Origin of the sequence: Mycolicibacterium tusciae (assembly GCF_002086795.1) — a bacterium.
GTDB classification, from domain to species: domain Bacteria; phylum Actinomycetota; class Actinomycetes; order Mycobacteriales; family Mycobacteriaceae; genus Mycobacterium; species Mycobacterium tusciae.
In genome coordinates this window covers 188,154-214,818 of the sequence record NZ_MVIM01000001.1, presented here as the reverse complement: position 1 = coordinate 214,818, position 26,665 = coordinate 188,154, and the positions used below count along the sequence as shown (strand labels likewise).

Below are 26,665 nucleotides of genomic sequence, written 5' to 3'. Positions count from 1 at the left end.
GGGCGACGCTGCGTGGCGCAGCCGATAACGATTTGGCCTGTTCTGGGACAATGGCTACGTGAGTGATTCGTCAGTCCTGCTCGCCCGCATCGATCTGCGGGGCACCGAGCTATCGGCTGCTCGCCTGAGGTCGGCCCTGCCGCGCGGCGGCGTGGACGTCGACGCGGTGGTGCCGAAGGTTCGGCCCATCGTGAGCGCGGTGGCCGATCGCGGCGCTGAAGCAGCCCTCGAATTCAGTAAATCGTTCGACGGCGTGCGACCCACGCAGGTTCGGGTGCCCGCGGCTCATCTGCAGAGCGCGCTGGACGAACTGCCCTCCGACGTCCGTGCCGCGCTCGAGGTGGCGATCGACCGCGCCCGTGCTGTGCACGCCGACCAGCGCCGTACCGACACCACGACGACGCTCGCCCCCGGCGCCACCGTGACCGAACGGTGGGTGCCGGTCGAGCGCGTCGGCCTCTACGTCCCGGGCGGCAACGCCGTTTATCCGTCCAGCGTGGTCATGAACGTCGTGCCCGCCCAAATGGCTGGTGTCGATTCGTTGGTGATCGCCAGTCCGCCGCAGGCACAGCCGGGTCCCTTCCAAGGCCTGCCGCACCCCACGATCCTGGCTGCCGCGCGGCTCCTGGGCGTCGACGAGGTGTGGGCCGTCGGCGGCGCGCAGGCCGTCGCGCTGCTGGCGTTTGGTGGCACCGACACCGACGGGGCCGAGCTGGCCCCGGTCGATATGGTCACCGGGCCGGGCAACATCTGGGTCACCGCGGCCAAACGGATCTGCCGTTCACAGGTCGGGATCGACGCAGAGGCCGGCCCGACCGAGATCGCGATCCTCGCTGACCACACCGCGGACCCCATGCACGTGGCCGCCGACCTGATCAGCCAGGCCGAGCACGACGAGATGGCCTCCAGCGTGCTGGTGACCACCAGCACCGAGCTGGCCGACGCCACCGATAGGGAACTGGCGAACCAGCTCGAGACCACGGTCCACCGCGAGCGGGTGGCAGCGGCGCTGAGCGGTAAGCAGTCTGCGATCGTTCTGGTCGACGACCTCGAGGCGGGCATACGTACGGTCAACGCCTACGCGGCCGAGCACCTGGAGATCCAGACCGTCAACCCCCGCGACGTGGCCGGTCGAATCCGTTCGGCCGGTGCGATATTCGTCGGTGCGTACGCGCCGGTGAGCCTCGGCGACTACTGCGCGGGATCGAACCACGTGCTGCCCACCGCCGGCTGTGCCAGGCACTCCAGCGGGCTGTCCGTGCAGACGTTCCTGCGCGGCATCCACGTCGTCGACTACGACGAGGCCGCGCTCAAGGACGTGTCCGGGCACGTCATCACGCTCGCCGAAGCCGAGAACCTGCCGTCCCACGGCGAAGCGGTCCGGCGGAGGTTCGAAAGGTGATGAGCCGCTTACGCGAAGAAGTGAGAGCGCAGCCGCCGGGTCGATCAGTTTCATTGGACGACCTCCCGTTGCGCGAAGATCTGCGCGGTAAGTCGCCGTACGGTGCGCCGCAGTTGCAGGTGCCGGTGCGGCTGAACACCAACGAGAATCCGCACCCCCCGACGAAGGCGCTCGTTGACGACGTTACCGAATCGGTCCGGGCAGTCGCGGGGGAGTTGCACCGCTACCCCGATCGTGACGCGGTGGCGTTGCGCGCCGATCTCGCCGCGTACCTCAGTGCGCAGACCGGTGTCGCCCTTGATGTCGACAACCTCTGGGCGGCAAACGGTTCCAACGAGATCCTGCAGCAGCTTCTGCAGGCGTTCGGTGGCCCCGGACGTAGCGCCATCGGGTTCGTGCCGTCGTACTCGATGCACCCCATCATCTCCGACGGGACGCAGACAAAGTGGCTCGTCGCGAACCGCGCCGACGACTTCAGCCTCGACGTCGACGTCGCGGTCGCGGCGATCAGGGAGCACACCCCGGACATCGTGTTTCTCGCCAGCCCCAACAACCCTTCGGGACAAAGCGTTTCGCTGGAACACCTGCGGCGCCTCCTGGAAGCGATGTCCACCGGAATGCTGATCGTCGACGAGGCCTACGGCGAGTTCTCCAGCCAACCCAGCGCGGTCAACCTGATCGACGAGTACCCGAGCAGGCTTGTCGTCACCCGCACCATGAGCAAGGCGTTCGCGTTCGCCGGCGGACGGCTCGGCTATCTCATCGCCGCCCCGGCGGTAATCGATGCAATGCTGCTGGTCCGGCTGCCGTACCACCTGTCGGTGGTGACCCAGGCGGCCGCCCGCGCAGCGCTGCGCCACGCCGACGACACCCTGGGCAGTGTGGCCACGCTGATCGCCGAGCGCAAGCGAGTCGCCGAAGCATTGAGCGGCATGGGTTTTCGCGTCATCGACAGCGATGCCAACTTCGTGTTGTTCGGCGAATTCGCCGACGCATCCGCCACCTGGCAGCGTTATCTGGCTGCCGGTGTCCTCATCCGGGACGTCGGCATTCCCGGCTACCTGCGCGCCACCACCGGACTTGCCGAAGAGAACGATGCGCTGCTCGAGGTCAGCGGTCGACTGGCGGCTACCGAACTCGTATCCATAGGAGCACAGTGACCACGTCCCGTATCGCGAAGATCGAACGCAAGACCAAGGAATCGGACATCGTGGTCGAACTCGACCTCGACGGCACCGGCAACGTCAGCGTCGAAACCGGTGTGCCGTTCTTCGACCACATGCTGACCGCACTGGGCAGCCACGCCAGCTTCGACCTGACCGTGCGCGCGAAGGGCGACGTCGAGATCGAAGGCCACCACACCATCGAGGACACCGCGATCGTGCTCGGCCAGGCGCTCGGGCAGGCGTTGGGCGACAAGAAGGGCATCCGTCGCTTCGGCGACGCCTGGATCCCCATGGACGAATCGCTCGCGCACGCCGCGGTCGACGTGTCCGGCAGGCCCTACTGTGTGCACACCGGCGAACCGGATCACATGCTGCACTTCACCATTGCCGGATCCGAGGCGCCGTACCACACCGTGGTCAACCGGCATGTGTTCGAAACCATCGCGATGAACGCGCGCATCGCGCTGCACGTGCGGGTACTGTACGGCCGCGACCCGCACCACATCACCGAGGCGGAGTACAAGGCTGTCGCGCGGGCGCTGCGCCAGGCCGTCGAGTTCGATCCGCGTGTCACGGGAGTGCCGTCGACGAAAGGCGCACTGTGACAGCTAAAGTCGTTGTCCTCGACTACGGCTCCGGCAACCTCCGATCGGCTCAGCGTGCGCTGGAGCGGACGGGTGCATCCGTCGAGGTGACCGCCGATGCCGACGCGGCGATGAACGCCGATGGGCTGGTGGTACCGGGCGTCGGCGCATTCGAGGCGTGCATGACCGGTCTGCGCCAGATCGGTGGGGAGAAGATCATCGCCGAGCGGGTCGCCCTGGGACGTCCTGTGCTCGGAGTCTGCGTCGGGATGCAGATCCTTTTCGCGCGCGGGGTTGAGTTCGGCGTGGAGAGCACCGGCTGCGGTCAGTGGCCCGGTGCGGTGATCCGGTTGGATGCCCCGGTGATCCCGCACATGGGCTGGAACGTCGTGGACGCGCCTGCGGGCACCCGCCTGTTCAAGGGTCTGGATCCCGACACCCGGTTCTACTTCGTGCACTCCTATGCCGCGCAGCAGTGGGAAGGCAGCCCGGATGCGAAGTTGACGTGGGCCACCCATACCGTCCCGTTCCTCGCCGCGGTTGAGGACGGACCGCTCGCTGCGACACAGTTCCACCCGGAGAAGAGTGGCGACGCCGGGGCTTTGCTTTTGGGCAATTGGGTTGAGGGGCTCTAGGTTGTCGGCCGTGACATTGATACTGCTTCCCGCCGTTGACGTGGTCGAGGGTCGCGCCGTTCGCCTCATGCAGGGCAAGGCTGGCAGCGAGACCGAATACGGCTCGGCGCTCGACGCCGCGATGAACTGGCAGCGTGACGGCGCGGAGTGGATCCATCTGGTCGACCTCGACGCCGCATTCGGCAGGGGCAACAATCGTGAACTGCTCGCCGAGGTGGTCGGACGGCTCGACGTCGCGGTGGAACTGTCGGGGGGGATCCGCGACGACGACTCGCTGGAGGCGGCCCTGGCCACCGGATGCGCCCGCGTGAACCTCGGCACCGCCGCGCTGGAGAATCCGCAGTGGTGCGCGAAGGTCGTCGCCGAGCACGGCGACAAGGTGGCCGTCGGGCTCGACGTGAAGATCTCCGGCGACGACCACCGATTGCGGGGCCGCGGGTGGGAAACCGACGGCGGTGACCTGTGGGACGTGCTGGAACGCCTCGACCGCGAAGGGTGTACGCGTTTCGTCGTCACCGACGTGACCAAGGATGGCACGCTCAACGGGCCGAACCTCGAACTGCTGGGCAAGGTCACCGATCGCACCAATGCACCGGTGATCGCGTCGGGCGGGGTGTCCAGCCTCGACGATCTGCGGGCGATCGCGACCCTGACCGACCGTGGCGTGGAAGGCGCGATTGTCGGAAAGGCGCTGTACGCGGGGCGGTTCACGCTTCCCGAGGCACTCGCGGCGGTGGCACGGTAGATGGCCCTCGATACGGCGGACCTCGATGGGTTGGTCGCCGTGGCCACCAGCATCCTCGACGATGCGGCCAAGCCGTTCATCGAAGGTCACCGTGCCGATTCGGCAGTGCAGAAGAAGGGTAACGATTTCGCCACCGAAGTGGACCTCGCGATCGAACGCCAGGTGGTCGAGGCGCTGCGGCGAGAGACCGGCATCGAGGTCCACGGCGAGGAATTCGGCGGCGCCGATGTCGATTCGCCGCTCGTATGGGTGCTCGATCCGATAGACGGGACGTTCAACTATGCGGCCGGATCTCCGATGGCGGCCATCCTGCTCGGACTGTTGCGCAATGGCGAGCCCGTCGCTGGCCTGACCTGGATTCCGTTCACCGGTGAGCGGTTCACCGGTGTCGTCGGTAAACCGTTGCACAGCAACGGTGTCGAGCAGCCGGCGCTGCGGCCCGCGCAGCTATCCGAGTCCATCGTCGGGCTCAGTACGTTCAATGTCGACTCGCGAGGCAAGGTGCCCGGGCGGTACCGACTCGCGGTGATCGAAACCCTGAGCCGCAAATGCTCGCGCATGCGGATGCACGGTGCCACCGGCGTCGACTTCGCCTACACCGCGTCCGGAATCCTCGGCGGTACCATCAGTTTCGGCGCGCACCTGTGGGACCACGCCGCGGGTGTCGCGCTGGTGCGGGCGGCGGGCGGCATCGTCACGAACCTGGACGGCACCGATTGGACCACCGAATCGCGCTCAGCGTTGGTCGGGGCGCCGGGCGTGCACGGGGAACTACTCGAACTGCTGCAATCGGTCGGCACACCGGAGGATTACTAGATGGACCTCGCGGTTCGCATCATTCCCTGCCTGGATGTCGATGACGGCCGGGTCGTCAAGGGCGTGAACTTCGAGAACCTGCGCGATGCCGGGGATCCCGTCGAACTGGCCGCGGCATATGACGCCGAGGGCGCCGACGAACTCACGTTCCTGGACGTCACCGCATCGTCGGCCGGACGGGCGACCATGCTCGAGGTCGTCAAGCGCACGGCAGAGCAGGTGTTCATCCCGCTGACGGTCGGCGGTGGTGTGCGGTCGGTGGCCGATGTCGACGTGTTGTTGCGCGCGGGTGCCGACAAGGTCGCGGTCAACACCGCCGCCATCGCCAGACCAGAACTGCTGGCCGAGTTGTCGCGCCAGTTCGGTTCGCAGTGCATCGTGCTTTCGGTCGACGCGCGCACGGTGCCGCAGGACCAGGAACCGACACCGTCGGGTTGGGAGGTCACCACCCACGGCGGGCGACGCGGCACCGGAATCGATGCCGTCGAATGGGCGACCAGGGGAGCCGAACTCGGTGTCGGCGAGATCCTGTTGAACTCGATGGACTTCGACGGCACCAAGGCCGGCTTCGACCTGCCGATGATCGCGGCGGTGCGGGGGGCGGTCAACGTCCCGGTGATCGCCAGCGGTGGCGCAGGGGCGCCGGAACATTTCGCGCCCGCGGTTGTTGCAGGTGCTGACGCGGTGCTGGCTGCGAGCGTGTTCCATTTTCGAGAGCTGACGATCAACCAGGTCAAGGCGGCCATGGCGGCAGAAGGGATCGTCGTGAGATGAGCGCACTGGACTCCGACGTCGCCGCCCGGCTCAAGCGCGACGCCAACGGATTGTTCGCCGCGGTGGTGCAGGAGCGCGGTACCGGCCAGGTGCTGATGGTCGCGTGGATGGACGACGACGCGTTGGCACGGACGTTGGAAACCCGTGAGGCTACCTTCTATTCGCGGTCGCGGGGTGAACAGTGGGTCAAGGGCGCCACGTCGGGACACACCCAGTATGTGCACTCGGTGCGACTGGACTGCGATGGTGACACGGTGCTGCTGGAAGTCGACCAGGTCGGTGCTGCATGCCACACCGGCGACCACAGTTGCTTCGATGCGGACATGTTGCTGACCGCGGAGGACTGAGATGAAGCGGATTGCGGCGGTCATCGGACTGACGCTTGTCGCAGCGATGGTGCGCAACCATCTCGCGGTCCGCGATGGGTTGTCTCGCGTCGCACCCGACTTGCGAAGCCCGGTACTGCCGTATGTTGCGGCGCCGTTGACCGCCAAGAACCTGTGGACGCTCCGATTGATCTTCAAGATCCGCACAAGGCCGGGATCCGACGTCACCGTCACACGGCGTCTGGTCGACGAGTCCTCCGTTCGCACCTTGGTTTTCATGCCGAAACATCGCCTCACGCCAAGTCCTGCGGTGTTGTGGATCCATGGCGGTGGGTACGTCGCCGGCACCCCGGAGTCCGAGGCGGCAGGTACCGGGCGCCTGGTGAGTGACCTCGGGGTGGTAGCGGTTTCGCCGGACTACCGTCTGGCACCCGAGCATCCGTTTCCCGCCGGGCTGGACGACTGTATGGCCGCGCTGCGCTGGATGCTCGCCAACGCCGACGACTTGGGGATCGATCCGACCCGAGTCGCGGTCGTCGGCGCCAGTGCGGGGGGCGGTCTGGCCGCGGCGGTCGCACAGCGCTGTCATGACGAGGGCATCGAGTTGCGGGCGCAGGTCCTCGTCTATCCGATGCTGGACGACAGATCCACATTGCGCGGTGACCATCGGGGTCAGGGACGCTTCGCATGGACGCCCGAATCCAACGCGTTCGGCTGGACGGCGTATCTGGGTCGAGCCCCCCGATTGTCGGATGCGCCCGAATACGCCGCTCCAGCACGCAGACTCGACTTGGTGGGGCTGCCACCCGCATGGGTTGGCGTGGGGGACCTCGACGTCTTTCACGATGAGGACGTCGACTACGCGGCACGGTTGAAAGCGGCCGGGGTGCCGACCGAGCTGGTGACGGTTACCGGGATGTACCACGGCGCCGACGGTGTGAAGCCCAACGCGCCTTCGATGCGGGAATTTCGCGCAAGTATCGAAGCGCACCTGCGAACCCACCTTTGACGCTCACCGGTCGATGATGCGGGTGACCTTGGCGCGGGCGGTCCATCGGCCTTCGTCGTAGCCGACGACCACCGGATGATCGAACGCGGCGCTGACGTTGTCGGTCGTCACCGTTGTCCGCGCGGGACCGACGGCAACGGTGCGCCCTTCGGCGATCAGCAAGGCGTGCGTCGTGGTGGTCGGCAGCTCTTCGAGATGGTGGGTGACAAGGATCGACGCGACTTCGGGATGCGTCTCGTCGAGCGAATCAATGGTTTCCAACAGCTGTTCTCGTGCGGCGACGTCGAGGCCCGTTGTCGGCTCGTCGAGCAACAGCAGGCGCGGTTCGGACACCAACGCGCGGGCGATGATCGTGCGACCCCGTTCTCCCTGCGACAGGTTCGGCCACACGTCAGTCGCCTTGTGCGACAAGCCGACCGCGTCGATCATCGCGTCCGCCCGACCGAGTTCCTCGGGTCCGGGCGTCCAACGCATCGGGAGGTCGATGGTCGCTGTGATACCCGTCAGCACCACCTCGCGCACCGTCAACGAATACTGCAGCCGGTGACGGGGATTGACGTGACCGATGGAGTGACGCAATCGGGCGTGCTCTTGCCGGCACCGTTCGGACCGAGCAACGCCCAGGACCGGTGTCACGCGGACTGACGTTGGCGCAGCACCTCCAGCGCCTTGTCTGCGTGGGTGTCCATGTTGACCTCGCTGGCTATCACCTCGAGGACCGTGCAATCGGTGTCGATCACAAACGTCGTCCGCTTGACGGGCGACAGCTTGCCCAACAGCCCGCGCTTCACCCCGAACTGTGCGGCGACGGCGCCGCCGGTGTCCGACAGCAACGGATAGTCGAAACTCTGCTTGTCGGCGAATTTCGCCTGCTTCTCGACGGCATCGGTGCTGATGCCGACGCGGCTGGCGCCGACTGCGGCGAACTCGGCGGCGAGGTCGCGGAAATGGCACGCTTCTTTGGTGCATCCCGGCGTCATTGCGGCAGGGTAGAAGAACAGCGCGATCGGTCCACCCGCGAGCAACTCCGTAAGGCTTCGCACAGTGCCTGTCTGGTCCGGCAATTCGAACTCTGCAACCTGGTCGCCACGTTTCATGATCGCCACGCTACGCCCACCGAAATTCGTTGGCGCGGGTTGCCGTGGCCGTGAGAGCGTACGTTCGATGCTGGATGTCGACGAGTTCATGTCCAACGGCTACGCGAAGATCGAGCAGGTGGCTTCCCGCAGTGTCGCCGATGCGGCGCGTGCCGTGCTGTGGCAGCAGATGGAGCTGTCGCCCGATGATCCCGCCGGCTGGTCGGAGCCCGTTCGCTGGGCGGCCGATCTGACGGGTCAAGGGCCGTTCGGTGAGCTGGTGCGCAGTCCGGTGCTGGCGGAAGCACTGGACGTTGTCTGCGGTGCCGGAGCGTGGTTGCCGCGAGGCGCGCTGGGCAACATCCCCGTTCGGTTCCCCGTTGCACCGCCCAACGACGACCGCGGCTGGCACATCGATGCCAACACGCCGCAACCCGACGGGTCGTGGGCGGTGACCGGACGTCCGCACACGGTGCTGTTGCTCACCCTGCTTTCGGAGGTCGGTCCGGACGACGCACCCACTCGCATCCGGGCCGGATCGCACCGCGACGTGGCCCGCGTGCTGGGTCCCGATCCGGTGGAGTTCGCCGAGATGGGTCGGCTGGTCGACGAGGCGAGCGCGCATCGTCCGGTGGTGCACGCGACCGGACAGCCCGGCGACATGTTCCTCGTTCACCCGTTCACGGTTCATGCCGCCGACGAGCACCGCGGCCGCACCCCGCGGTTCATGGCGCAGGGGCCGGTCGTGCTGACCAGTCCGCTGACCCCTGCGTCGTCGTCGCCGCTGGCACGCGTCTGGGAGAATTGATGGGTGCAAACGACCGCCAACCTTGCCCTCACCACCTCACGCGAGGACTTCCGGGCGCTGGCCGCCGAGCATCGCGTAGTGCCGGTGACCCGCAAGGTGCTGGCCGACAGCGAGACTCCGCTCTCGGCCTACCGCAAGCTGGCCGCCAACCGGCCGGGGACGTTCTTGCTCGAGTCGGCCGAGAACGGCCGGTCGTGGTCGCGTTGGTCGTTCATCGGCGCCGGTGCGCCGTCGGCGCTGACGGTCCGTGACGGCGAGGCCGTCTGGCTGGGCACCACCCCTAAGGATGCGCCCACCGGCGGTGAGCCGCTCGCGGCCCTGCGCGCGACGCTTGAGCTGCTGAAGACCGAGCCGGTGACGGGCCTGCCGCCACTTTCGTCGGGTCTCGTGGGGTTCTTCGCCTACGACATGGTGCGGCGTCTGGAGAAGCTGCCGTCGCTTGCGGTGGACGATCTCGGACTGCCGGACATGTTGCTGCTGCTGGCCACTGACGTTGCCGCCGTCGACCACCATGAGGGCACGATCACGCTGATCGCCAACGCGGTGAACTGGAACGGCACCGACGAGCGGGTGGACTGGGCCTACGACGACGCGGTCAGCCGGCTCGATGTGATGACCGCGGCCCTCGGGGAGCCCCTCCCGTCGACCGTCGCGACGTTCAGCAGGCCCGAGCCGCTGCACCGTGCACAGCGCACTGTGGAGGAATACACGGCGATCGTCGAGAAACTCGTCGGCGACATCGAGGCGGGCGAGGCGTTCCAGGTGGTGCCGTCACAGCGGTTCGAGATGGACACCGACGCCGACCCATTCGACGTGTACCGGATGCTGCGGGTGAGCAACCCGAGCCCGTACATGTATCTGCTCAACGTGCCCAACGATGATGGCGGACTGGACTTTTCGATCGTCGGATCAAGCCCGGAAGCGCTGGTGACGGTCAAGGATGGCCGGGCGTCGACGCATCCGATCGCGGGCACGCGGTGGCGCGGGCAGACCGAGGAAGAAGATCTGCTGCTCGAGAAGGAGCTGCTGCACGACGAGAAGGAGCGCGCCGAGCACCTGATGCTGGTCGATCTGGGCCGCAACGACCTCGGTCGGGTCTGCCGGCCCGGCACCGTGCGGGTCGAGGACTACAGCCACATCGAGCGTTACAGCCACGTCATGCACATCGTGTCGACGGTGCATGGCGAGCTGGCCGGCGACAAGACCGCGTTGGACGCGGTGACGGCGTGCTTCCCGGCGGGCACGCTGTCCGGGGCGCCGAAGGTGCGTGCCATGGAGCTGATCGAGGAGGTCGAGAAGACCCGTCGCGGGCTGTACGGCGGCGTGCTCGGCTATCTGGACTTCGCGGGCAACGCCGATTTCGCGATCGCGATTCGCACGGCGTTGATGCGCGCGGGCACGGCGTATGTGCAGGCCGGTGGTGGAGTCGTGGCCGACTCCAACGGGCCGTACGAGTACACGGAGGCGGCGAACAAGGCCCGCGCGGTGCTGAACGCCATCGCGGCAGCGGAAACGCTCACCGAACCGTGATCCGGATCGCGCAGCTGGGGCTGGTGTTGGCCGCGGCGGGACTGTGGGGGGCGTCGCGGATGACGTGGGTCGATGTGTCGTCGTTCGACGGGCTGGGGCAGCCCAGGACAATCGCACTGTCCGGTGGGTCGTGGTCGACCGCACTGGTGCCGCTGGCCGTTCTGCTGCTGGCCACCGCTATCGCCGCGCTGGCGGTGCGGGGCTGGCCGTTGCGGGCGCTGGCCGTACTGGCGGCGATCGCCAGCGCCGGTATGGCGTATCTGGCGATCAGCCTGTGGGTGATGCGTGACGTCGGCGTCAGGGCGTCTGATCTGGCCGATGCGCCAGTTGCCGACCTGGTTGGGACTCAGCGGCACTACGGGGGTGCAGTGATCACGGCGCTGGCAGCGGTCGTCACACTCGCGTGCGCGGTGCTGCTGCTGCGCTCGGCGTCCAGGAACATCTCGGGTGTGGCTCGCTACGCACGCCGTACGGCTGTTCCGGCGGACAAAACGGACGACGCGATGTCGGAGCGACAGCTGTGGGAAGCACTCGACGAGGGCCGTGACCCGACCGACCCGGACAAGGGGCGGTGACACCGGAGGGTGTGGCGACCGTTACCCTTCGTTAGAGATCTGTGGGCATCATCCGAGAGGAATCAACACCCATGAGTTCGGCAACCGTGCTCGACACCATCATTGAGGGTGTTCGCGCTGATGTTGCAGCTCGCGAGGCTGTTCTGCCATTCGCAGACATCAAGGAAGCGGCCAAGGCCGCACCGTCTCCGCTGGACGTGTTGGCGGCTCTGCGCGAACCCGGCATCGGCGTCATCGCGGAAGTGAAGCGCGCCAGCCCGTCACGTGGAGAGTTGGCGTCGATCTCGGACCCTGCGGCGCTGGCTCGCGCATACGAGGACGGCGGCGCGCGCATCATCAGTGTGCTGACCGAACAGCGCCGGTTCAACGGCTCGCTGGACGATCTCGACGCGGTGCGCGCAGCGGTGTCAATCCCGGTGCTGCGCAAGGACTTCATCGTCGGCCCGTATCAGATTCATGAGGCGCGCGCGCACGGCGCCGACATGCTGCTGCTGATCGTCGCCGCGCTCGAACAGCAGGCGCTGGAGTCCATGCTCGACCGCACCGAATCGCTTGGAATGACAGCGCTTGTCGAGGTGCATACCGAAGAGGAAGCGGATCGAGCCCTGCAGGCCGGTGCGAAGGTCATCGGAGTCAACGCACGTGATCTGAAGACACTGAACGTCGACCGGGACTGCTTCGCGCGCATCGCCCCTGGCCTGCCGAGCGGTGTCATCCGCATCGCCGAGTCGGGAGTTCGCGGCACTGCCGATCTACTCGCATACGCAGGAGCAGGCGCCGACGCCGTACTCGTCGGCGAGGGACTGGTCACCAGTGGTGACCCCCGCGGCGCCGTTGCCGATCTGGTCACCGCAGGTACGCACCCGTCCTGCCCGAAACCCTCACGCTGACACGCGATGAGCCGCGTGCGCGAAGAGGATCGTTGATGGCCGACCTCGCCGGGCCGGAGTTGCCGCGTTCCAGCGCGGCGGTGGCCGAACCCACAGTCCACGATCCCGATGCGCGTGGCCATTTCGGTGTCTACGGTGGACGATTCGTCCCCGAGGCGTTGATGACGGTGATCGAAGAGGTGACCGCGGCCTACGAGAAGGCTCGTAGCGATCAGACGTTCCTCGATGAACTGGATCGGCTGCAACGCCACTACACCGGCAGGCCGTCGCCGATCTACGAGGCGACCAGACTTTCTGACCATGCGGGTGGGGCGCGACTGTTCCTCAAGCGAGAAGACCTCAACCACACCGGATCTCACAAGATCAACAATGTGCTCGGTCAGGCGCTGCTGGCCAAGCAGATGGGCAAGTCACGGGTGATCGCCGAGACGGGCGCCGGCCAGCACGGGGTGGCGACCGCTACCGCCTGTGCGCTACTGGGTCTGGAGTGCATCATCTACATGGGTGCCGTCGACACGGCACGTCAGGCGCTGAACGTCGCGCGAATGCGCCTGCTCGGCGCAGAAGTGGTGTCCGTCGAGGCCGGTTCGAAAACGCTCAAGGATGCGATCAACGAAGCCTTTCGCGATTGGGTCACCAACGCCGACAACACCTATTACTGCTTCGGCACCGCGGCGGGACCTCACCCGTTCCCGACGATGGTGCGCGACTTCCAGCGGGTAATCGGTCTCGAGGCGCGTGCGCAGATCCAGTCTCTGGCCGGCCGGCTGCCCGATGCGGTGACGGCGTGTGTGGGTGGCGGGTCGAATGCGATCGGCATCTTCCACGCGTTCATCGACGATCCCGGGACGCGGCTGGTCGGCTTCGAAGCGGCGGGGGACGGCGTCGAAACCGGACGTCACGCAGCGACATTCGCGGGTGGAACACCCGGGGCTTTCCAGGGTTCGTTCTCGTACCTGCTTCAGGACGAAGATGGGCAGACCATCGAATCCCATTCGATTTCGGCTGGTTTGGACTATCCGGGTGTGGGTCCCGAGCATGCCTTCTTGAAGGACATCGGCCGCGCCGAGTACCGGCCGATCACCGACACCGAGGCGATGGATGCGTTCGCGCTGTTGTGCCGCACCGAGGGAATCATCCCCGCCATCGAATCGGCGCACGCCGTCGCAGGAGCGCTGAAGCTGGGCGAGGAACTGGGTCGCGGCGCCATCGTCCTGGTCAACCTGTCGGGACGCGGCGACAAGGATGTCGAGACGGCGGCGAAATGGTTTGGCCTGATGGACGGTGAATCGTGAGCCGGTTGGCCGCTATGTTCGACACCTGCCGGGCGGAAGACCGCGCCGCGCTGATCGGTTACCTGCCGACCGGCTTTCCCGACGTGCCGAAGTCGATCTCGGCGATGACCGCGCTGGTCGAATCCGGCTGCGATCTCGTCGAGGTGGGCATCGCGTATTCGGATCCGGGTATGGACGGGCCGACGATCGCGGCGGCCACCGAAGTGGCGCTGCGCGGCGGTGTGCGGGTGCGCGACACGTTGGCAGCGGTCGAGCAGATCAGCAACGCGGGTGGGCGGGCCGTGGTGATGACGTACTGGAATGTGGTGCTGCGCTGGGGTGTCGACGCGTTTGCGCGCGATCTGGCCGCGGCCGGCGGACTGGGGATGATCACCCCCGATCTGATTCCCGACGAGGCGTCGGAGTGGATCGAGGTATCGGAAGCCCACGACCTGGACCGCATTTTTCTGGTGGCGCCTTCGTCGACGCCGGAGCGGTTGGCGGCGACGGTCGAGGCTTCACGCGGATTCGTTTATGCCGCATCGACGATGGGTGTGACCGGCGCGCGCGACGCCGTATCCAATGCGGCACCCGCGTTGGTCAGCCGCGTGAAGGCGGTGTCGGATATCCCGGTCGGCGTAGGCCTCGGTGTGCGCTCACGCGAGCAGGCGGCAGAGATCGGTGCCTATGCGGACGGGGTGATCGTGGGCTCGGCGCTGGTGTCGGCCTTGCAGGACGGGGAGGACGCCGTGCGGACACTGACCGCTGAGCTCGCCGAGGGAGTACGGCAGAGGGTTATCGCGTGACGACGACTGTGCTCGCCTACATTCCGAGTCCGTCACAGGGCGTTTGGCATATCGGTCCGGTTCCGATTCGTGCGTACGCGTTGTTCATCATCGTCGGGATCGTGGTGGCGTTGGTCATCGGCGACCGGCGATGGGAAGCCAGGGGCGGTGAGCGCGGCGTCATCTATGACATCGCGCTGTGGGCGGTGCCGTTCGGGCTGATCGGCGGTCGGCTCTATCACGTCATCACCGACTGGTCTAAGTACTTCGGTGAGGGCAAGCCAGGGATTCTCGGGGCGCTGCGAATCTGGGACGGCGGCCTGGGAATCTGGGGTGCGGTAGCACTTGGTGGCGTTGGAGCGTGGATCGCGTGCCGGAATCGTGGCATTCCGCTGCCCGCATTCGGCGATGCGATTGCGCCGGGAATCATTCTGGCGCAGGCGATCGGCCGATTGGGCAACTACTTCAACCAGGAGTTGTACGGCCGACCGACGACGGTGCCGTGGGGTCTGGAGATCTACGAGCGCGAGGGCGCCAACGGTGTGGTCAGCCCGGACCTGGCCAATGGTGTATCGACGGGCCAATTGTATGAGGTCGTACACCCGACATTCCTGTACGAATTGTTGTGGAATGTCCTGATTTTCGCGCTGTTAATCTGGGTCGATCGGCGGTTCAAGATCGGTCACGGCCGGCTGTTCGCGCTGTATGTCGCGGGCTACTGTTTGGGTCGCTTCTGGATCGAACTGTTGCGTAGCGATCAGGCGACGCTGATCGCCGATATCAGGGTCAACTCGTTCACGTCGACGTTCGTGTTCATCGGTGCGGTGGTGTACTTCATGGTGGCGCCGAAGGGTCGCGAGGACCCGGCGACGCTGAAGGGTAAGCCGCGCGATGAGTCGCTCATCAGTGAGGTGGCCGACGAACTCGTCGCTGTCGCGGCGACTTCGGGCGTGGTAGCGGCGGCCAAGGCGGCCGGGCAGGACGAAGACGAAGATGCTCGGGCCGACGCGGATGAGCACTTCGACGTGGAAGATGTCGAGCCTGACGATTCCGTCGATGAAGAGACTGCCGCCGAAGCCAAACTGCTTGCGGCGGCGGTGGCGGCCGAGGCTGAGGAAGCTGCAGCCGACGAGGAATCTGGGGTCGAGTCTGTCGGCGGCGTGGGTGCTGTCGAGGGTGAGGATGCGGTCGCGGCGCAGGACGCCGCACCCGAGGCTCACGAGACTGCGGTCGAAAGTGCCGAGGAGGCCGAAGAAGTCGCCGAAGAGGTAGCGGCCGAAGATGCCGAGGAAACGGGCGACGACGCCGAGGCCGAAGAAGTCGGAGCAGACGTAGCCGCCGAAGATGCCGATGCCGACGCACTTGCAGTCGAGCTGGCTGAGGCCGCAGAACACGTCGAGGACGAGACCGACGATTCACCCGAACCGGCCGAGGTCGAGGACAGCACGGAGGATGAGGCCGAATCCGTCGGTGGCGTGGGTGCTGTCGAGGGTGAGGACGCGGTCGAGGCGCAGGATGCTGCGCCTGAGGTTCATGAGGCTGCGGTTGAAAGTGCCGATGAGGCCGAGGGGCTCGCCGACGAGGTAGCCGCCGAAGATGCCGACGGCACGGACGACGACGTCGAAGGCCAGGAGAGCGCCGACGATGAGGCCGAATCCGTCGGCGGCGTGGGTGCTGTCGAGGGTGAGGACGCGGTCGAAGTGCAGGATGCTGCGCCTGAGGTTCATGAGGCTGCGGTTGAAAGTGCCGATGAGGCCGAGGGGCTCGCCGACGAGGTAGCCGCCGAAGATGTGGCGGCTGAAGAAGCCGCAGAGGTAGCCGGCGAAGGTGCCGATGCCGACGAACCTGCGGTGGAATTGGCTGAGGCCGCAGAACACGTCGAGGATGAGACCGACGATTTACCCGAACCGGCTGAGGCCGAGGACAGCGCGGAGGATGAGGCCGACTCCGTCGGCGGTGCGGGTGCTGTCGAGGGTGAGGATGCGGTCCAGGCGCAGGACGCCGCACCCGAGGTTCACGACGCCGCGGTCGAAAGTGCCGATGAGGCCGAGGAAGTCGCCGCCGAGGTGGCGGCCGACGACGATGCCGAAGACGCGGCGTCGCCTGCGAGCGACGCCGACGAAACAGACGAAGAGGTACCGCCGGAGGCCGAGGATTCAGCAACTGACGATGCCGAGGCTGAGGAATCTGAAGAGTCCGACGCCGAAACGGATTCTGACGTGGAAACGCCTGACGCGCCGGTTTCGGACACTGCGGCCACAGTGGTACGGCCGAAGGCCGAGCCACCAGTCGCCCGGGCCGAAGAGCGCGGCGGTCGACTTCGCCGGATCTTCCGACGCCGCAACAGCTGAGCGCCACGCATCACCCAGACCCAAAACTTGTCGGTGGGTCCGGATAGTGTCGAAGCATGCTCGATACAGCAGCGCTGACCTCGGTGGATTCGCTCGCCGACGAGGCTGAGTTGATCGGCCGGATCGCCGAGCTGGAGCGGCTGAAGTCAGCGGCCGCGGCCGGGCAGGCGCGCGCTGCGGCTGAGTTGGATGAGCGTCGACGCGCCGGCGAAGCGGCTGAGGGCATGCCAGCGGCTAAGCGGGGCAGAGGTGTGGCCAGCGAGGTGGCACTGGCGCGACGTGATTCCCCGTCGCGCGGCAATCGTCACCTGGGATTCGCCAAAGCCCTAGTGCACGAAATGCCTTACACGCTAGCCGCTTTGGAATGCGGCGCGCTCTCAGAATGGCGCGCCACACTGATCGTGCGCGAGTCGGCGTGCCTCCGCGTGGCGGATCGCCGAGCGCTGGATGCCGAAATATGCGCCGATGTCGGCAGTCTCGACGGAAAGGGCGACGCTCGGATCACCGCGATTGCCAAAGGCATCGCCTATCGCCTCGATCCCCAGGCGGTTGTTGACCGGGCAGCCAAGGCAGAGACCGAACGAAATGTGAGCATTCGTCCAGCGCCCGACGCCATGACGTTTCTGACCGCACTGCTGCCGGTCAAGCAGGGAGTGAGTGTGTACGCGGCACTCAAACGCGCCGCCGATACGACGTTTGACGATCGGTCTCGCGGCCAGGTAATGGCGGACACCTTGGTGGAGCGGGTGACCGGTCGACCTGCCGAGGTTCCGGAGCCAGTCGCGGTGAACCTGGTGATATCAGATCAAACATTGTTTGGCGGAGACAACTGCCCAGCGTTGGTGGATGGCTACGGCCCGATCCCCGCTGAGGTGGCCCGGCGGTTGGTCGACGCCGCGGTTGGCGACGCGCGTTCCAAGGCCACACTGCGACGGCTGTATCGCCATCCGGATTCCGGCGCATTGGTCGCTATGGAGTCGCGGTCACGTTGCTTTCCAAAGGGATTGGCGATGTTCATCGGGCTGCGAGACCGAACCTGCCGAACGCCCTATTGCGATGCGCCGATTCGGCACCGCGACCACGCGGTGCCAAAGAACAAGGGGGGACCGACGCACATTCTCAACGGTCTCGGCATGTGCGCGCACTGTAACTTCGTCAAGGAGTCACCGGGCTGGGAGGTGAGTCCCAGCGAAGAAAACGGCGTCCACAACGCCGATTTCGTGACGCCCACCGGTGCGCATTACCGCTCGACGGCGCCACCGCTGCCGGGATCTCGATTGATCACCGTGAGTGACGTCGAAGTCAGAATCGGCATCGAGCTGGCTGATCTACACGCCGCGTAGGTGATAGCGCCGCTCGGGTCTGCCTGCGCCGTACTGCAATCGCAATTCCAGTACGTCGGTGCTCAGATAATGCTCGAGATAGCGCCGCGCGCTAACTCGCGAAATCCCGACCAGATCCGCGCACTCGGCCGCAGAGACCTCACCGGCGCTGCGGACCGCATCCAGCACCAGTCGACCCGTCTCGGCGCCGAGGCCCTTCGGCAGGGCCTGTGTCGCTCCACCGGGCCGACCAAACAAGGAGTCGACCAGCGACTGGTCGATCCCACCGGCGGACTCCAGGGTGTCCGCCCGTGCCGCGAACGCCTCCAACTTCGCCTTGAATTGCGGAAACTCGAACGGCTTGATCAGGAAATCGGCGGCCCCGCCGTCCAAAGCGCCTTTGACGGTGTCCAACTCCCGCGCCGCGGTGATCATGATGACGCCGACCAGGTTCCCATCCGACCGCAATTGTTGCAGCACCTCCAGGCCCGTCATATCCGGCAGATACACGTCCAGCAGCACCAGGTCGGGCTGCAAGTCCTTTGCCGCGGTCAGCGCTTCCGTCCCGGTTCGCATTACCCCGGTCGCCCGAAAGCCATCCACCTGTTCGACAAATCGCCGATGGATCTCGGCCACCATGAAATCGTCGTCGACGATCAGCACGTCACGCATGGGCGGCCTTCTCGGCGACGACGCTCGCCGGCAGCCTCGCCACGAAAAGTGCGCCACCCGACGGGTCGTCGGTCACCTGCACCGATCCGCCGTGCTGCGACGTCACGATCCGCACCAGTGCCAGCCCGATACCCCGCCCGCCGGGGACCTCAGACTTCGAGGTCACACCCCGCGCAAAGATCGACTCCCGAAGTTGCTCGGGCACACCCGGCCCCGAGTCCGCGACAGAGATCGTCAACCCCTCACCGTCACCGATGCTGACCGTGACCAGAGCCGACTTCGACCCCACCGACACATCGACCGCATTATCGATGAGATTGCCCAGCAATGTGATCACGTCGGTCGCCAGCGCGGGCGGCAACACCGCCAGATGCGACTCCGGGGCGATCTCGAGCGACACACCGCTCTCGGCCGCCAGCGTCGTCTTCGCGATCAACAAAGCCGCTACGGCGGGATCGGAAATACGTTGCGTCACCGCATCACTGATTTCTGCCCGCCGTCGCGTCAGGGTGCCAACCAGATCACGCACCGAATCGTATTCACCCAGCTGGACCAAACCCGAGATGGTGTGCAGCTGATTCGCGAACTCGTGCGTCTGTGCGCGCAGCGTGTCCGTGACACTTTTGTGTGACGACAGCTGGCCCTGCAGAGCCGCCAGCTCGGTGCTGTCACGCATCGTCGTGACCGTGCCGATCCGCCGGCCTTGGCTCGTCGCCGCCCTCCGGTTCAACGCCAGCACCCTTGTCCGCGTGACGATCACAGTATCGCCGGCGGACTGGCCGTCCTCACCCGACAGCAAGAAGTCGACGACCGCGGGATCCAACCCGACACTGTCCACCGGACGCCCCACCGCATCGTCGGTCACCCCCAGCAGGTCCTGTGCGCTGTCGTTGAGCAGCGTGATGTCGCCCTCGTTGTTCACCGCGACGACGCCCTCACGGATGCTGTGCAACAAGGCTTCCCGATGATCCGCAAGCCCGGCGATCTCAGCGATCTCCAACCCACGGGTGTGCCGTTTGATCCGCCTCGACAGCAGCCACGACGCGAGCAGGCCCAGCGCCGCGCCCAGGCCGAGATAGAACAGCACACGTTCCCCGGACGCGCCCATCAACTCCCACACCGATGGATAACGCTCGCTGACCGACGCCACCGACACCACGTCACCGGTGTCGGCGAGGATTGGCACCTCGCCCACGAGGCTGTGCACCCCGCCGATCGTCAGATCGCCGAACCAGGCCCGCCCTTCGTCCGCCCTCGTCGGCCCCATGTCGACCTGGGTGCCGATGCGCGATGGATCCGACGACGCCCGCACCCTGCCGCCCGGGTCGATGATCTCTGCGAGCCCCGCACCCGATAGGGCTACCGCACGGTCGACCTCCGGCGCCAGCATCTTGGCGGCTCCGGGGTCGGCATATCTGTCGCGCACGATCGGCGTGGACGCCATGTTCTCGGCGACGGCGATCATCCGAGCGCCACGCACCTCTCGGAACTCCCGCGTCGACTGCGCCAACGACACCGCCGCCACCGCGATCAACACGATGGCGACGACCAGCAACTGAAAGACCAGAAACTGGCCCGCCAGGCTGCGGAAGCCTCGCGTGGGTGAGCGGAGAAGTTTCACAACGACCAAAACGTCCTTTGCGTCCATATCAGTGACTCAGCTCACTGTTTGGGTCCAGTATTGCTGAGCATCACAAGAGACTGGGGAACGACGTGAAGACCAAGCACACCCGGCCGATGCTCGTCATCGTCCTGATCGCCGCACTTCTGGTAACAGCCTGCGGCGTCACGCGCGACGGCGGCGAACTCGGCCTACACCGCCTGCGGATGATGGTGCCCAACAGCCCCGGCGGCGGCTATGACCTCACAGCACGTACTGCGGTGAAGATCATGCAGGACGACGACATCACCGGTCGGGTCGAGGTCTTCAATGTGCTCGGCGCCGGTGGCACCGTGGCGATGGCCCGGCTGATGAACGAAAAGGGCAACGACGACCTCATGATGACGATGGGCCTGGGCGTCGTCGGCGCCACGTACACCAACGGATCGAAGATCAAGGCATCCGATGCGACCGCCCTCGCGAAGTTGATCGAGGACCCCGGAGCGATCTTCGTTCCCGCCGATTCACCCTTCAAGACCGTGCAGGACTTCGTCGCAGCCTGGAAAGCCGATCCCGCGAATGTCACGATCGGCGGCGGTTCCTCACCAGGTGGACCTGACCATCTGTTCCCCATGGAACTCGCGAAAACGGTCGGCGTCGATCCGAAATCGGTCAACTTCGTCACCTATGACGGCGGCGGCGATCTACTGACCGCACTGCTCGGCAAGAAGATCACGGTCGGTACGTCGAGTCCCGGCGAGCTCATCGATCAGATCGAAGCCGGCCAATTGCGCGTGCTCGCCGTGTCAAGCGATGAGCGGGTCGAAGGCATAGACGCTCCGACCCTCAAGGAGTCCGGCATCGACATGACCTTCGCCAACTGGCGCGGAGTCCTTGCGCCGCCGGGTATTTCCGATGACGCCAGGAGATCGATGATCAAGGTGCTCGAAGACCTCCACGCCACCCAGGGGTGGAAAGACGCGCTGGTGAAGAACGGCTGGACCGACGCGTTCATAACGGGCGAAGCGTTCGAAGAGTTTCTCGTCGAACAAGACAACCGGGTCTCCACGACCCTGACCGAGTTGGGGCTGGTATGACGACGACAGACGATGCAGTGACCGCACCGCGCGAGAAACGAACGGACAAAGCGCAGTACCTCGTCTGTGCCGTGCTCGTCGTGGTCGGCGCATTCGTGATCTACGACGCGCTGACCCTCGAGGCGGGCTTTGCGAAGGTCGACCCCGTCGGCCCGAAGATGTTCCCCGTCGTCATCGGCGTCGTATTGATCGCTTTGGCAATCGTGTTGGCCATCGCGATCCCGCGCGGTTCGATGGGGGAGGCCGAAGCCGGTGAGGATGTCGACCCTGACGCGCCGGCTGACTGGCGTACCGTCGGCCTACTCGTCGGCATCTTCGTCGCCACGATCCTGCTCGTGATGCCGCTGGGCTGGGCGATCACCGGCGCTCTGCTGTTCGCGGGGACCGCGACAGTTCTGGGCAGTAAGCATTACGTCCGCAACATCGTCATCGGTGCGGTGCTCTCGGTCGGCAGTTTCTACGCGTTCTATTCCGGGCTTGGAATCCCTTTGCCCGCAGGCGTTCTGGATGGAATCCTCTGACATGGACAATCTTGACTGGCTGATCCAGGGGTTCGAGCAGGCCGCGACCCCGATGAATCTGCTGTACGCCGTCATCGGTGTGCTGCTGGGCACCGCAGTTGGCGTCCTGCCGGGCATCGGGCCGGCGATGACGGTGGCGCTCCTGTTACCCATCACCTACAACGTCAGCCCCAGTGCGGCCTTCATCATGTTCGCGGGCATCTTCTACGGCGGAATGTACGGCGGTTCCACGACCTCGATCTTGTTGAACACACCGGGGGAGTCCTCATCGGTCATCACGGCGATCGAGGGCAACAAGATGGCCAAGGCCGGGCGAGCCGCCCAAGCGTTGGCCACCGCCGCGATCGGATCATTCGTGGCCGGCACGATCGGCACCGCACTACTCGCGGCCTTCGCACCGCCGATCTCTCGTTTCGCGGTGACTCTTGGCGCTCCGTCGTATCTGGCGATAATGCTGTTCGCCCTCGTCGCCGTCACCGCAGTGCTGGGATCCTCGAAGCTACGCGGCGCCATCTCGCTGTTCCTCGGCTTGGCGATCGGCGTAGTCGGCATCGACTTCCTCACCGGGCAGCCGCGTGCCACATTCGGCATCCCGCTGCTGTCCGACGGCATCGACATCGTGATCATCGCGGTCGCCATCTTCGCGGTCGGCGAAGCGCTGTGGGTCGCAGCACATCTGCGTCGCCGCCCCGCGGACGTCATCCCCGTCGGCAGGCCCTGGATGGGCAAGAGCGACTGGCAGCGGTCCTGGAAACCGTGGTTGCGCGGCACCGCCTACGGCTTCCCGTTCGGCGCGCTGCCCGCCGGTGGCGCGGAACTGCCGACATTCCTGTCCTACATCACCGAGAAAAGACTCTCGAAGCACAAAGAGGAGTTCGGCAAGGGTGCCATCGAAGGTGTCGCGGGCCCAGAGGCTGCCAACAATGCCTCGGCCGCAGGCACTCTCGTGCCGATGCTGTCGCTCGGTCTGCCCACGAACGCCACCGCTGCGGTCATTCTGACGGCGTTCGTCTCGTACGGAATCCAGCCCGGCCCAACGTTGTTCGAGAAGGAGCCGCTGCTGATCTGGACACTGATCGCCAGTCTCTTCATCGGCAACCTGCTCCTGCTGCTACTCAACCTTCCGTTGGCGCCGCTGTGGGCCAAGCTCTTACGCACGCCCCGGCCCTACCTCTACGCCGGCATTCTGTTCTTCGCCTGCCTCGGTGCGCTCGCGGTCAACGTACAGCCGCTGGATCTGGCCCTGCTGTTGGTATTCGGACTCCTCGGCCTGATGATGCGCAGGTTCGGGCTACCGGTGCTGCCGCTCATCATCGGCGTCATTCTCGGCCCGCGCATCGAACGTCAACTCCGGCAGAGCCTGCAGCTCGGCGGCGGCGACTGGACCAGCCTGTTCACCGAGCCCGTCGCGATCGTCGTTTACGTCCTGATGGTGATCCTGCTACTCATGCCACTGATACTCAAACTCATGCACCGCAGCGAGGAAACCCTGCTCATCGTCGAGGACGATAAGGACCAACGCGAGAAGGCGGCCCAGTCATGATCGTCATCGGTTACAGCGCGGACGCGTTCGGCCGGGCCGCGCTCGAACACGGAATCGCCGAGGCGAAACTCCGCGGCACCACGCTGCTGGTCATCAATTCGACATCGGGGGAGGCTTACTCCGACCCTCGATTCGCGCAGTCCGACGAAGTGCACGACGTCGAGCGGCACCTCAGCGAGTGCGGCGTCCAATTCGAGCTCACCCAGCCCGTCGGGGTGGACACCGCCGAGGAACTGCTCACAGCCATGCGCCGAGATGACGCCGAACTGCTGGTCATCGGCATCCGGCACCGCAGTCCCGTCGGAAAGCTGCTGCTGGGCAGCGTGTCGCAGCAGCTGCTGCTCGAATGCCCGAAGCCGGTGCTGGCGGTCAAGCCCGACGAAAGCTGACGCGAACCTTGCCGTCGATAGCCTCCACGGGGTAGCTGCGGACGGACATTTCGTTGCCACTCGCCTCGCAGCCGGTGGACAAATCAAAGGTGTGGCCATGCAACGGGCACACGACGACCGCGTCGTCGGCCAACCCGTCAGCCAGCGGACCGCCCTTGTGCGGGCATACCGCGTCCACGGCCCGCAGCGCACCGTTTCGCAGCCGGAACACCGCGATCTGCTCGCCGTCGATTGCGAACGTGCGCCCCTCACCGACAGGAATTTGATCGATCGACCCGATATCGACGTCCGTCATCGCACCGGTACCTGAGGCAAGGGGATGAGTGGCAGCGATGTGCGGAACTGACCTTGCGTCACCGGGTTTCGGCCGTCGCTCCATGGATCGCGATACGCGTCGACGGACTTCTGCATATTCGCGTCCAGTTGGGCGAGGTAGGCGTCGTCGGCTTCCTCTATCAAGACGGCGCGGACCGTGTCGATACCAACACGAGGCACAAACGCGTACGTACGCTCGAGCCAATTCGCATTCTCCCGGTAGTACTGCAGGAACCGGCCGGTGAGTGTGATGACAGTTGCCGTGTCATCGACAGTGGCCAGCAAATCCCCCTTGCGGACGTGCGCACCCGCCGCGCCGCCGACATAGATCTCCCAACGCCCGCCGTCGATCGCAACCACGCCGAGGTCCTTGCACAGCGCCTCCGCGCAGTTTCGGGGGCAGCCCGTGACGGCCAGTTTCATCTTGGCCGGGCTGGCGAGGCCTTGATATCGTTCCTCGATCGCGATGCCCAGTGCCGTCGAATCGCCGACCCCATACCGGCAGAAGTCAGTGCCGACACAGGTTTTGACCGTCCGGAAGCTCTTGCCGTAGGCGTAGCCCGACGGCATGTCCAGGTCGGCCCACACCGCGGGCAGGTCCTCTTTGCGCACACCGAGCAAATCGATGCGTTGGCCACCGGTCAGTTTGATCATGGGGACGTCGTACTTTTCCGCCACATCGGCGATTCTGCGTAGTTGAGCGACGTTGGTGACGCCACCCTTCATCTGGGGCACCACTGAGAAGGTGCCGTCGCGCTGGATGTTCGCATGGACCCGGTCGTTGATGAATCGCGCGTCCCGCTCGTCGATGAACTCGTCGGCCCACATCGTCTCCAACAGGGACGCCAGGGCCATCTTCGAGGTCGCGTCTGCCTTCCCATCCGGGGCAAGGGCGGCGAAAACGGATGACACAGAATGCAGTTCGAGTTCGCGGATATGGCGCATCAATGTCGGCTTGTCATACGGAATACTCGGCACGTACCACGACGCGGACGGGTCGTCGGTGACCGTGCCGCCTGCCGCCCACTCGACGATCTGACCGACGAGTTCCTTACACGATCCGCAGCCCTTACCAGCCTTGGTTCTAGCCATCACCCCACTCACCGACGTCTCACCGTCCTGCACGCATCGCATCAACGCCGCCTTGCTCACGCCGTTGCAGTTGCACACCTGAGCGTCGTCGGCCAACTCGGCAACGCCGATCTCCACGTCGGGGGTGCCGATGTCGAACATCAGCGACACCCGCTCCTCCGGGAGCGGTAGTCCGCTGTCGAACGCCTGGGTCAGGAACGACACCTTGCTGACGTCGCCGAGCAGCGTGGCGCCGACCAGTTTTCCGTCCCGGATGACGATGGTCTTGTAGACGCCGTGACGGGGTTCGGAGTACTGCACGAACTCGTCGTCGGGAAGCTCGGGAGCCTTCAGTCCCATTGCGGCGACGTCGACTCCGGCGACTTTCAGCTTTGTCGCAGTTCGTGAGCCGTGGTACGCGGCGGTCCTGTCGGCGCCGGTCAGATGGTCGGCGAGCACTCCCGCCTGTTCCCAAAGCGGCGCGACGAGCCCGTACACCTGACCACGGTGCTGGGCGCACTCGCCGACGACGTAGATGTGGTCGTCGTCAATCGAGCGCATGTGGTCGTCGACGACGATCGCTCGCTCGACGGTCAGGCCCGACCTCTGCGCCAGGGCGACGTTCGGACGGATACCGGCAGCGATCACCAGCATGTCGCAGTCGATGGAACTGCCGTCGGAGAACACGATTCCCGCCAGGCGGCCGTTCTCGTCGGTGCGGACCTCGGTGGTGCGCTTCGACGTGTGAACGAGAATTCCCAGCGCCTCGACCGAGCGGCGCAAGATCGCCCCACCCATGTCGTCGAGTTGAGCGTTCATCAACACCTGCCCGGCGTGCACGACCTCGACGTGCAGGCCGCGGTTCTGCAGGCCACGGGCGGCCTCCAGGCCCAGCAGCCCGCCACCGATGACGACTGCCCTTGTGCGGTGCTCGGCCTGGGTGATCATGCCCATGCAATCGTCGAGGCTACGGAATCCGAAGACGCCGTCGGTCAGCGTCTTGTCGTCCGCCCACAAACCCGCCATCGGTGGAAAGAACGATCTGCTGCCGGTCGCCAAGATGAGGTGGTCGTAGCGGGTGACCGTCCCGTCGTCGGCCTGCACCAGCTTCGCGTAGCGATCAATACGGACCACCCGCACGCCTGCCCGCAGGTCGATCCGGTTCTGGGCGTACCAGTCCATCGCGTTCAGAAAGATATCGTCCGCATCGCCTTCAATGCTCTGACTGCCGGCTAGGACGTTGCTCAGCAAAATCCTGTTGTAATTTCCGTACGGTTCGTCGCCGAACACGGTGATGTCAAACATCTCGCCCCCGCCACGAGCGAGGACCTCCTCGATCGCCCGTACCCCGGCCATGCCGTTGCCGACGACCACCAGTTTGGGAGCCAT

At 65.8% G+C, this 26,665-nt stretch carries 26 protein-coding genes and 1 pseudogene; 21 read left to right on the top strand and 6 right to left on the bottom strand.

Annotated features, from left to right (window positions below):
- Positions 1-58 precede the first annotated feature (58 nt).
- From hisD to BST47_RS00970, 9 genes are read left to right on the top strand one after another with little or no spacing between them, the layout of a single operon-like run.
- A complete protein-coding gene (hisD, locus tag BST47_RS01010) occupies positions 59-1,402 on the top strand; it encodes a histidinol dehydrogenase (RefSeq protein ID WP_083123332.1) in 1,344 nt (447 codons plus the stop codon).
- Positions 1,402-2,562: a histidinol-phosphate transaminase gene (locus BST47_RS01005; RefSeq protein ID WP_083123331.1), complete on the top strand. Its 1,161-nt coding sequence runs from the start codon at positions 1,402-1,404 to the stop codon at positions 2,560-2,562. Before hisD ends, BST47_RS01005 begins: the two co-directional genes overlap by 1 nt.
- Positions 2,559-3,173: an imidazoleglycerol-phosphate dehydratase HisB gene (hisB, locus tag BST47_RS01000; RefSeq protein WP_083123330.1), complete on the top strand. Its 615-nt coding sequence runs from the start codon at positions 2,559-2,561 to the stop codon at positions 3,171-3,173. The genes BST47_RS01005 and hisB overlap by 4 nt, the downstream gene beginning before the upstream one ends.
- Positions 3,170-3,787, top strand: a complete 618-nt coding sequence (hisH, locus tag BST47_RS00995; protein WP_083123329.1) for an imidazole glycerol phosphate synthase subunit HisH — start codon at positions 3,170-3,172, stop codon at positions 3,785-3,787. The genes hisB and hisH overlap by 4 nt, the downstream gene beginning before the upstream one ends.
- 1 nt (position 3,788) lies before the next feature.
- Positions 3,789-4,532: a bifunctional 1-(5-phosphoribosyl)-5-((5-phosphoribosylamino)methylideneamino)imidazole-4-carboxamide isomerase/phosphoribosylanthranilate isomerase PriA gene (gene priA, locus BST47_RS00990; protein ID WP_083123328.1), complete on the top strand. Its 744-nt coding sequence runs from the start codon at positions 3,789-3,791 to the stop codon at positions 4,530-4,532.
- Positions 4,533-5,348 (top strand): inositol monophosphatase family protein, encoded by an 816-nt coding sequence (locus BST47_RS00985; protein WP_083123327.1) that lies wholly within the window; start codon positions 4,533-4,535, stop codon positions 5,346-5,348.
- Positions 5,349-6,122 (top strand): imidazole glycerol phosphate synthase subunit HisF, encoded by a 774-nt coding sequence (hisF, locus tag BST47_RS00980; protein ID WP_083123326.1) that lies wholly within the window; start codon positions 5,349-5,351, stop codon positions 6,120-6,122.
- Positions 6,119-6,469 carry a phosphoribosyl-AMP cyclohydrolase gene (hisI, locus tag BST47_RS00975; RefSeq protein ID WP_083123325.1) on the top strand — a complete coding sequence of 117 codons (351 nt, stop codon included), beginning with the start codon at positions 6,119-6,121 and terminating at the stop codon, positions 6,467-6,469. The genes hisF and hisI overlap by 4 nt, the downstream gene beginning before the upstream one ends.
- Before the next feature lies 1 nt (position 6,470).
- Entirely contained in the window at positions 6,471-7,457 is a 987-nt protein-coding gene (locus BST47_RS00970; protein WP_083123324.1) for an alpha/beta hydrolase, read from the top strand.
- A 3-nt stretch (positions 7,458-7,460) separates the two neighbouring features.
- Here the strand turns inward: BST47_RS00970 and BST47_RS00965 are convergent.
- Together BST47_RS00965 and BST47_RS00960 are read right to left on the bottom strand one after the other, a co-directional pair.
- Positions 7,461-8,080: pseudogene (locus BST47_RS00965) on the bottom strand (ABC transporter ATP-binding protein); the annotation flags it as partial.
- A gap of 9 nt (positions 8,081-8,089) precedes the next feature.
- Positions 8,090-8,554 (bottom strand): peroxiredoxin, encoded by a 465-nt coding sequence (locus BST47_RS00960; RefSeq protein WP_083123720.1) that lies wholly within the window; start codon positions 8,552-8,554, stop codon positions 8,090-8,092.
- A 67-nt stretch (positions 8,555-8,621) separates the two neighbouring features.
- Here BST47_RS00960 and BST47_RS00955 point away from each other — a divergent pair, with 67 nt between their 5' ends.
- The 8 genes from BST47_RS00955 (at position 8,622) to BST47_RS00920 (ending at position 18,089) form a co-directional block, all read left to right on the top strand.
- Positions 8,622-9,341, top strand: a complete 720-nt coding sequence (locus BST47_RS00955; protein WP_083123721.1) for a phytanoyl-CoA dioxygenase family protein — start codon at positions 8,622-8,624, stop codon at positions 9,339-9,341.
- A gap of 3 nt (positions 9,342-9,344) precedes the next feature.
- The gene (locus tag BST47_RS00950) at positions 9,345-10,871 is read left to right on the top strand and encodes an anthranilate synthase component I (RefSeq protein WP_083123322.1); all 1,527 of its coding nucleotides are present in this window, start codon (positions 9,345-9,347) and stop codon (positions 10,869-10,871) included.
- Positions 10,868-11,446, top strand: a complete 579-nt coding sequence (locus tag BST47_RS00945) for a TIGR02234 family membrane protein (RefSeq protein ID WP_083123321.1) — start codon at positions 10,868-10,870, stop codon at positions 11,444-11,446. The genes BST47_RS00950 and BST47_RS00945 overlap by 4 nt, the downstream gene beginning before the upstream one ends.
- A gap of 71 nt (positions 11,447-11,517) precedes the next feature.
- Positions 11,518-12,336 carry an indole-3-glycerol phosphate synthase TrpC gene (gene trpC, locus BST47_RS00940; RefSeq protein WP_083123320.1) on the top strand — a complete coding sequence of 273 codons (819 nt, stop codon included), beginning with the start codon at positions 11,518-11,520 and terminating at the stop codon, positions 12,334-12,336.
- Between the two features lie 35 nt (positions 12,337-12,371).
- A complete protein-coding gene (gene trpB / locus BST47_RS00935; protein ID WP_083123319.1) occupies positions 12,372-13,631 on the top strand; it encodes a tryptophan synthase subunit beta in 1,260 nt (419 codons plus the stop codon).
- Positions 13,628-14,416, top strand: coding sequence for a tryptophan synthase subunit alpha (gene trpA, locus BST47_RS00930; protein ID WP_083123318.1), 789 nt, complete (start codon positions 13,628-13,630; stop codon positions 14,414-14,416). The genes trpB and trpA overlap by 4 nt, the downstream gene beginning before the upstream one ends.
- Positions 14,413-16,746 (top strand): prolipoprotein diacylglyceryl transferase, encoded by a 2,334-nt coding sequence (gene lgt / locus BST47_RS00925; RefSeq protein ID WP_083123317.1) that lies wholly within the window; start codon positions 14,413-14,415, stop codon positions 16,744-16,746. The genes trpA and lgt overlap by 4 nt, the downstream gene beginning before the upstream one ends.
- 56 nt (positions 16,747-16,802) lie before the next feature.
- Positions 16,803-18,089: an HNH endonuclease gene (locus tag BST47_RS00920; RefSeq protein ID WP_083123316.1), complete on the top strand. Its 1,287-nt coding sequence runs from the start codon at positions 16,803-16,805 to the stop codon at positions 18,087-18,089.
- Here BST47_RS00920 and BST47_RS00915 read toward each other — a convergent pair.
- Entirely contained in the window at positions 18,075-18,740 is a 666-nt protein-coding gene (locus BST47_RS00915; RefSeq protein WP_083123315.1) for a response regulator, read from the bottom strand. The two genes, BST47_RS00920 and BST47_RS00915, sit on opposite strands and share 15 nt — an antisense overlap.
- Positions 18,733-20,388 (bottom strand): sensor histidine kinase, encoded by a 1,656-nt coding sequence (locus tag BST47_RS00910; RefSeq protein ID WP_107528811.1) that lies wholly within the window; start codon positions 20,386-20,388, stop codon positions 18,733-18,735. Before BST47_RS00910 ends, BST47_RS00915 begins: the two co-directional genes overlap by 8 nt.
- 89 nt (positions 20,389-20,477) lie before the next feature.
- Between BST47_RS00910 and BST47_RS00905 the strand changes: the two genes are divergently transcribed.
- Genes BST47_RS00905 through BST47_RS00890 form a run of 4 tightly spaced genes read left to right on the top strand, consistent with a single transcriptional unit; the run spans position 20,478 to position 23,890 of the window.
- Entirely contained in the window at positions 20,478-21,437 is a 960-nt protein-coding gene (locus BST47_RS00905) for a Bug family tripartite tricarboxylate transporter substrate binding protein (protein ID WP_083123718.1), read from the top strand.
- On the top strand, positions 21,434-21,958 hold the full coding sequence (locus BST47_RS00900) for a tripartite tricarboxylate transporter TctB family protein (protein WP_083123314.1): 525 nt from the start codon (positions 21,434-21,436) through the stop codon (positions 21,956-21,958). Before BST47_RS00905 ends, BST47_RS00900 begins: the two co-directional genes overlap by 4 nt.
- A 1-nt stretch (position 21,959) precedes the next feature.
- Positions 21,960-23,501 (top strand): tripartite tricarboxylate transporter permease, encoded by a 1,542-nt coding sequence (locus tag BST47_RS00895; RefSeq protein ID WP_083123313.1) that lies wholly within the window; start codon positions 21,960-21,962, stop codon positions 23,499-23,501.
- The gene (locus BST47_RS00890; RefSeq protein ID WP_083123312.1) at positions 23,498-23,890 is read left to right on the top strand and encodes a universal stress protein; all 393 of its coding nucleotides are present in this window, start codon (positions 23,498-23,500) and stop codon (positions 23,888-23,890) included. The genes BST47_RS00895 and BST47_RS00890 overlap by 4 nt, the downstream gene beginning before the upstream one ends.
- Here the strand turns inward: BST47_RS00890 and nirD are convergent.
- Together nirD and nirB are read right to left on the bottom strand one after the other, a co-directional pair.
- Positions 23,871-24,185: a nitrite reductase small subunit NirD gene (nirD, locus tag BST47_RS00885; protein ID WP_083123311.1), complete on the bottom strand. Its 315-nt coding sequence runs from the start codon at positions 24,183-24,185 to the stop codon at positions 23,871-23,873. The genes BST47_RS00890 and nirD overlap by 20 nt on opposite strands.
- Entirely contained in the window at positions 24,182-26,665 is a 2,484-nt protein-coding gene (gene nirB, locus BST47_RS00880) for a nitrite reductase large subunit NirB (RefSeq protein ID WP_083123310.1), read from the bottom strand. Before nirB ends, nirD begins: the two co-directional genes overlap by 4 nt.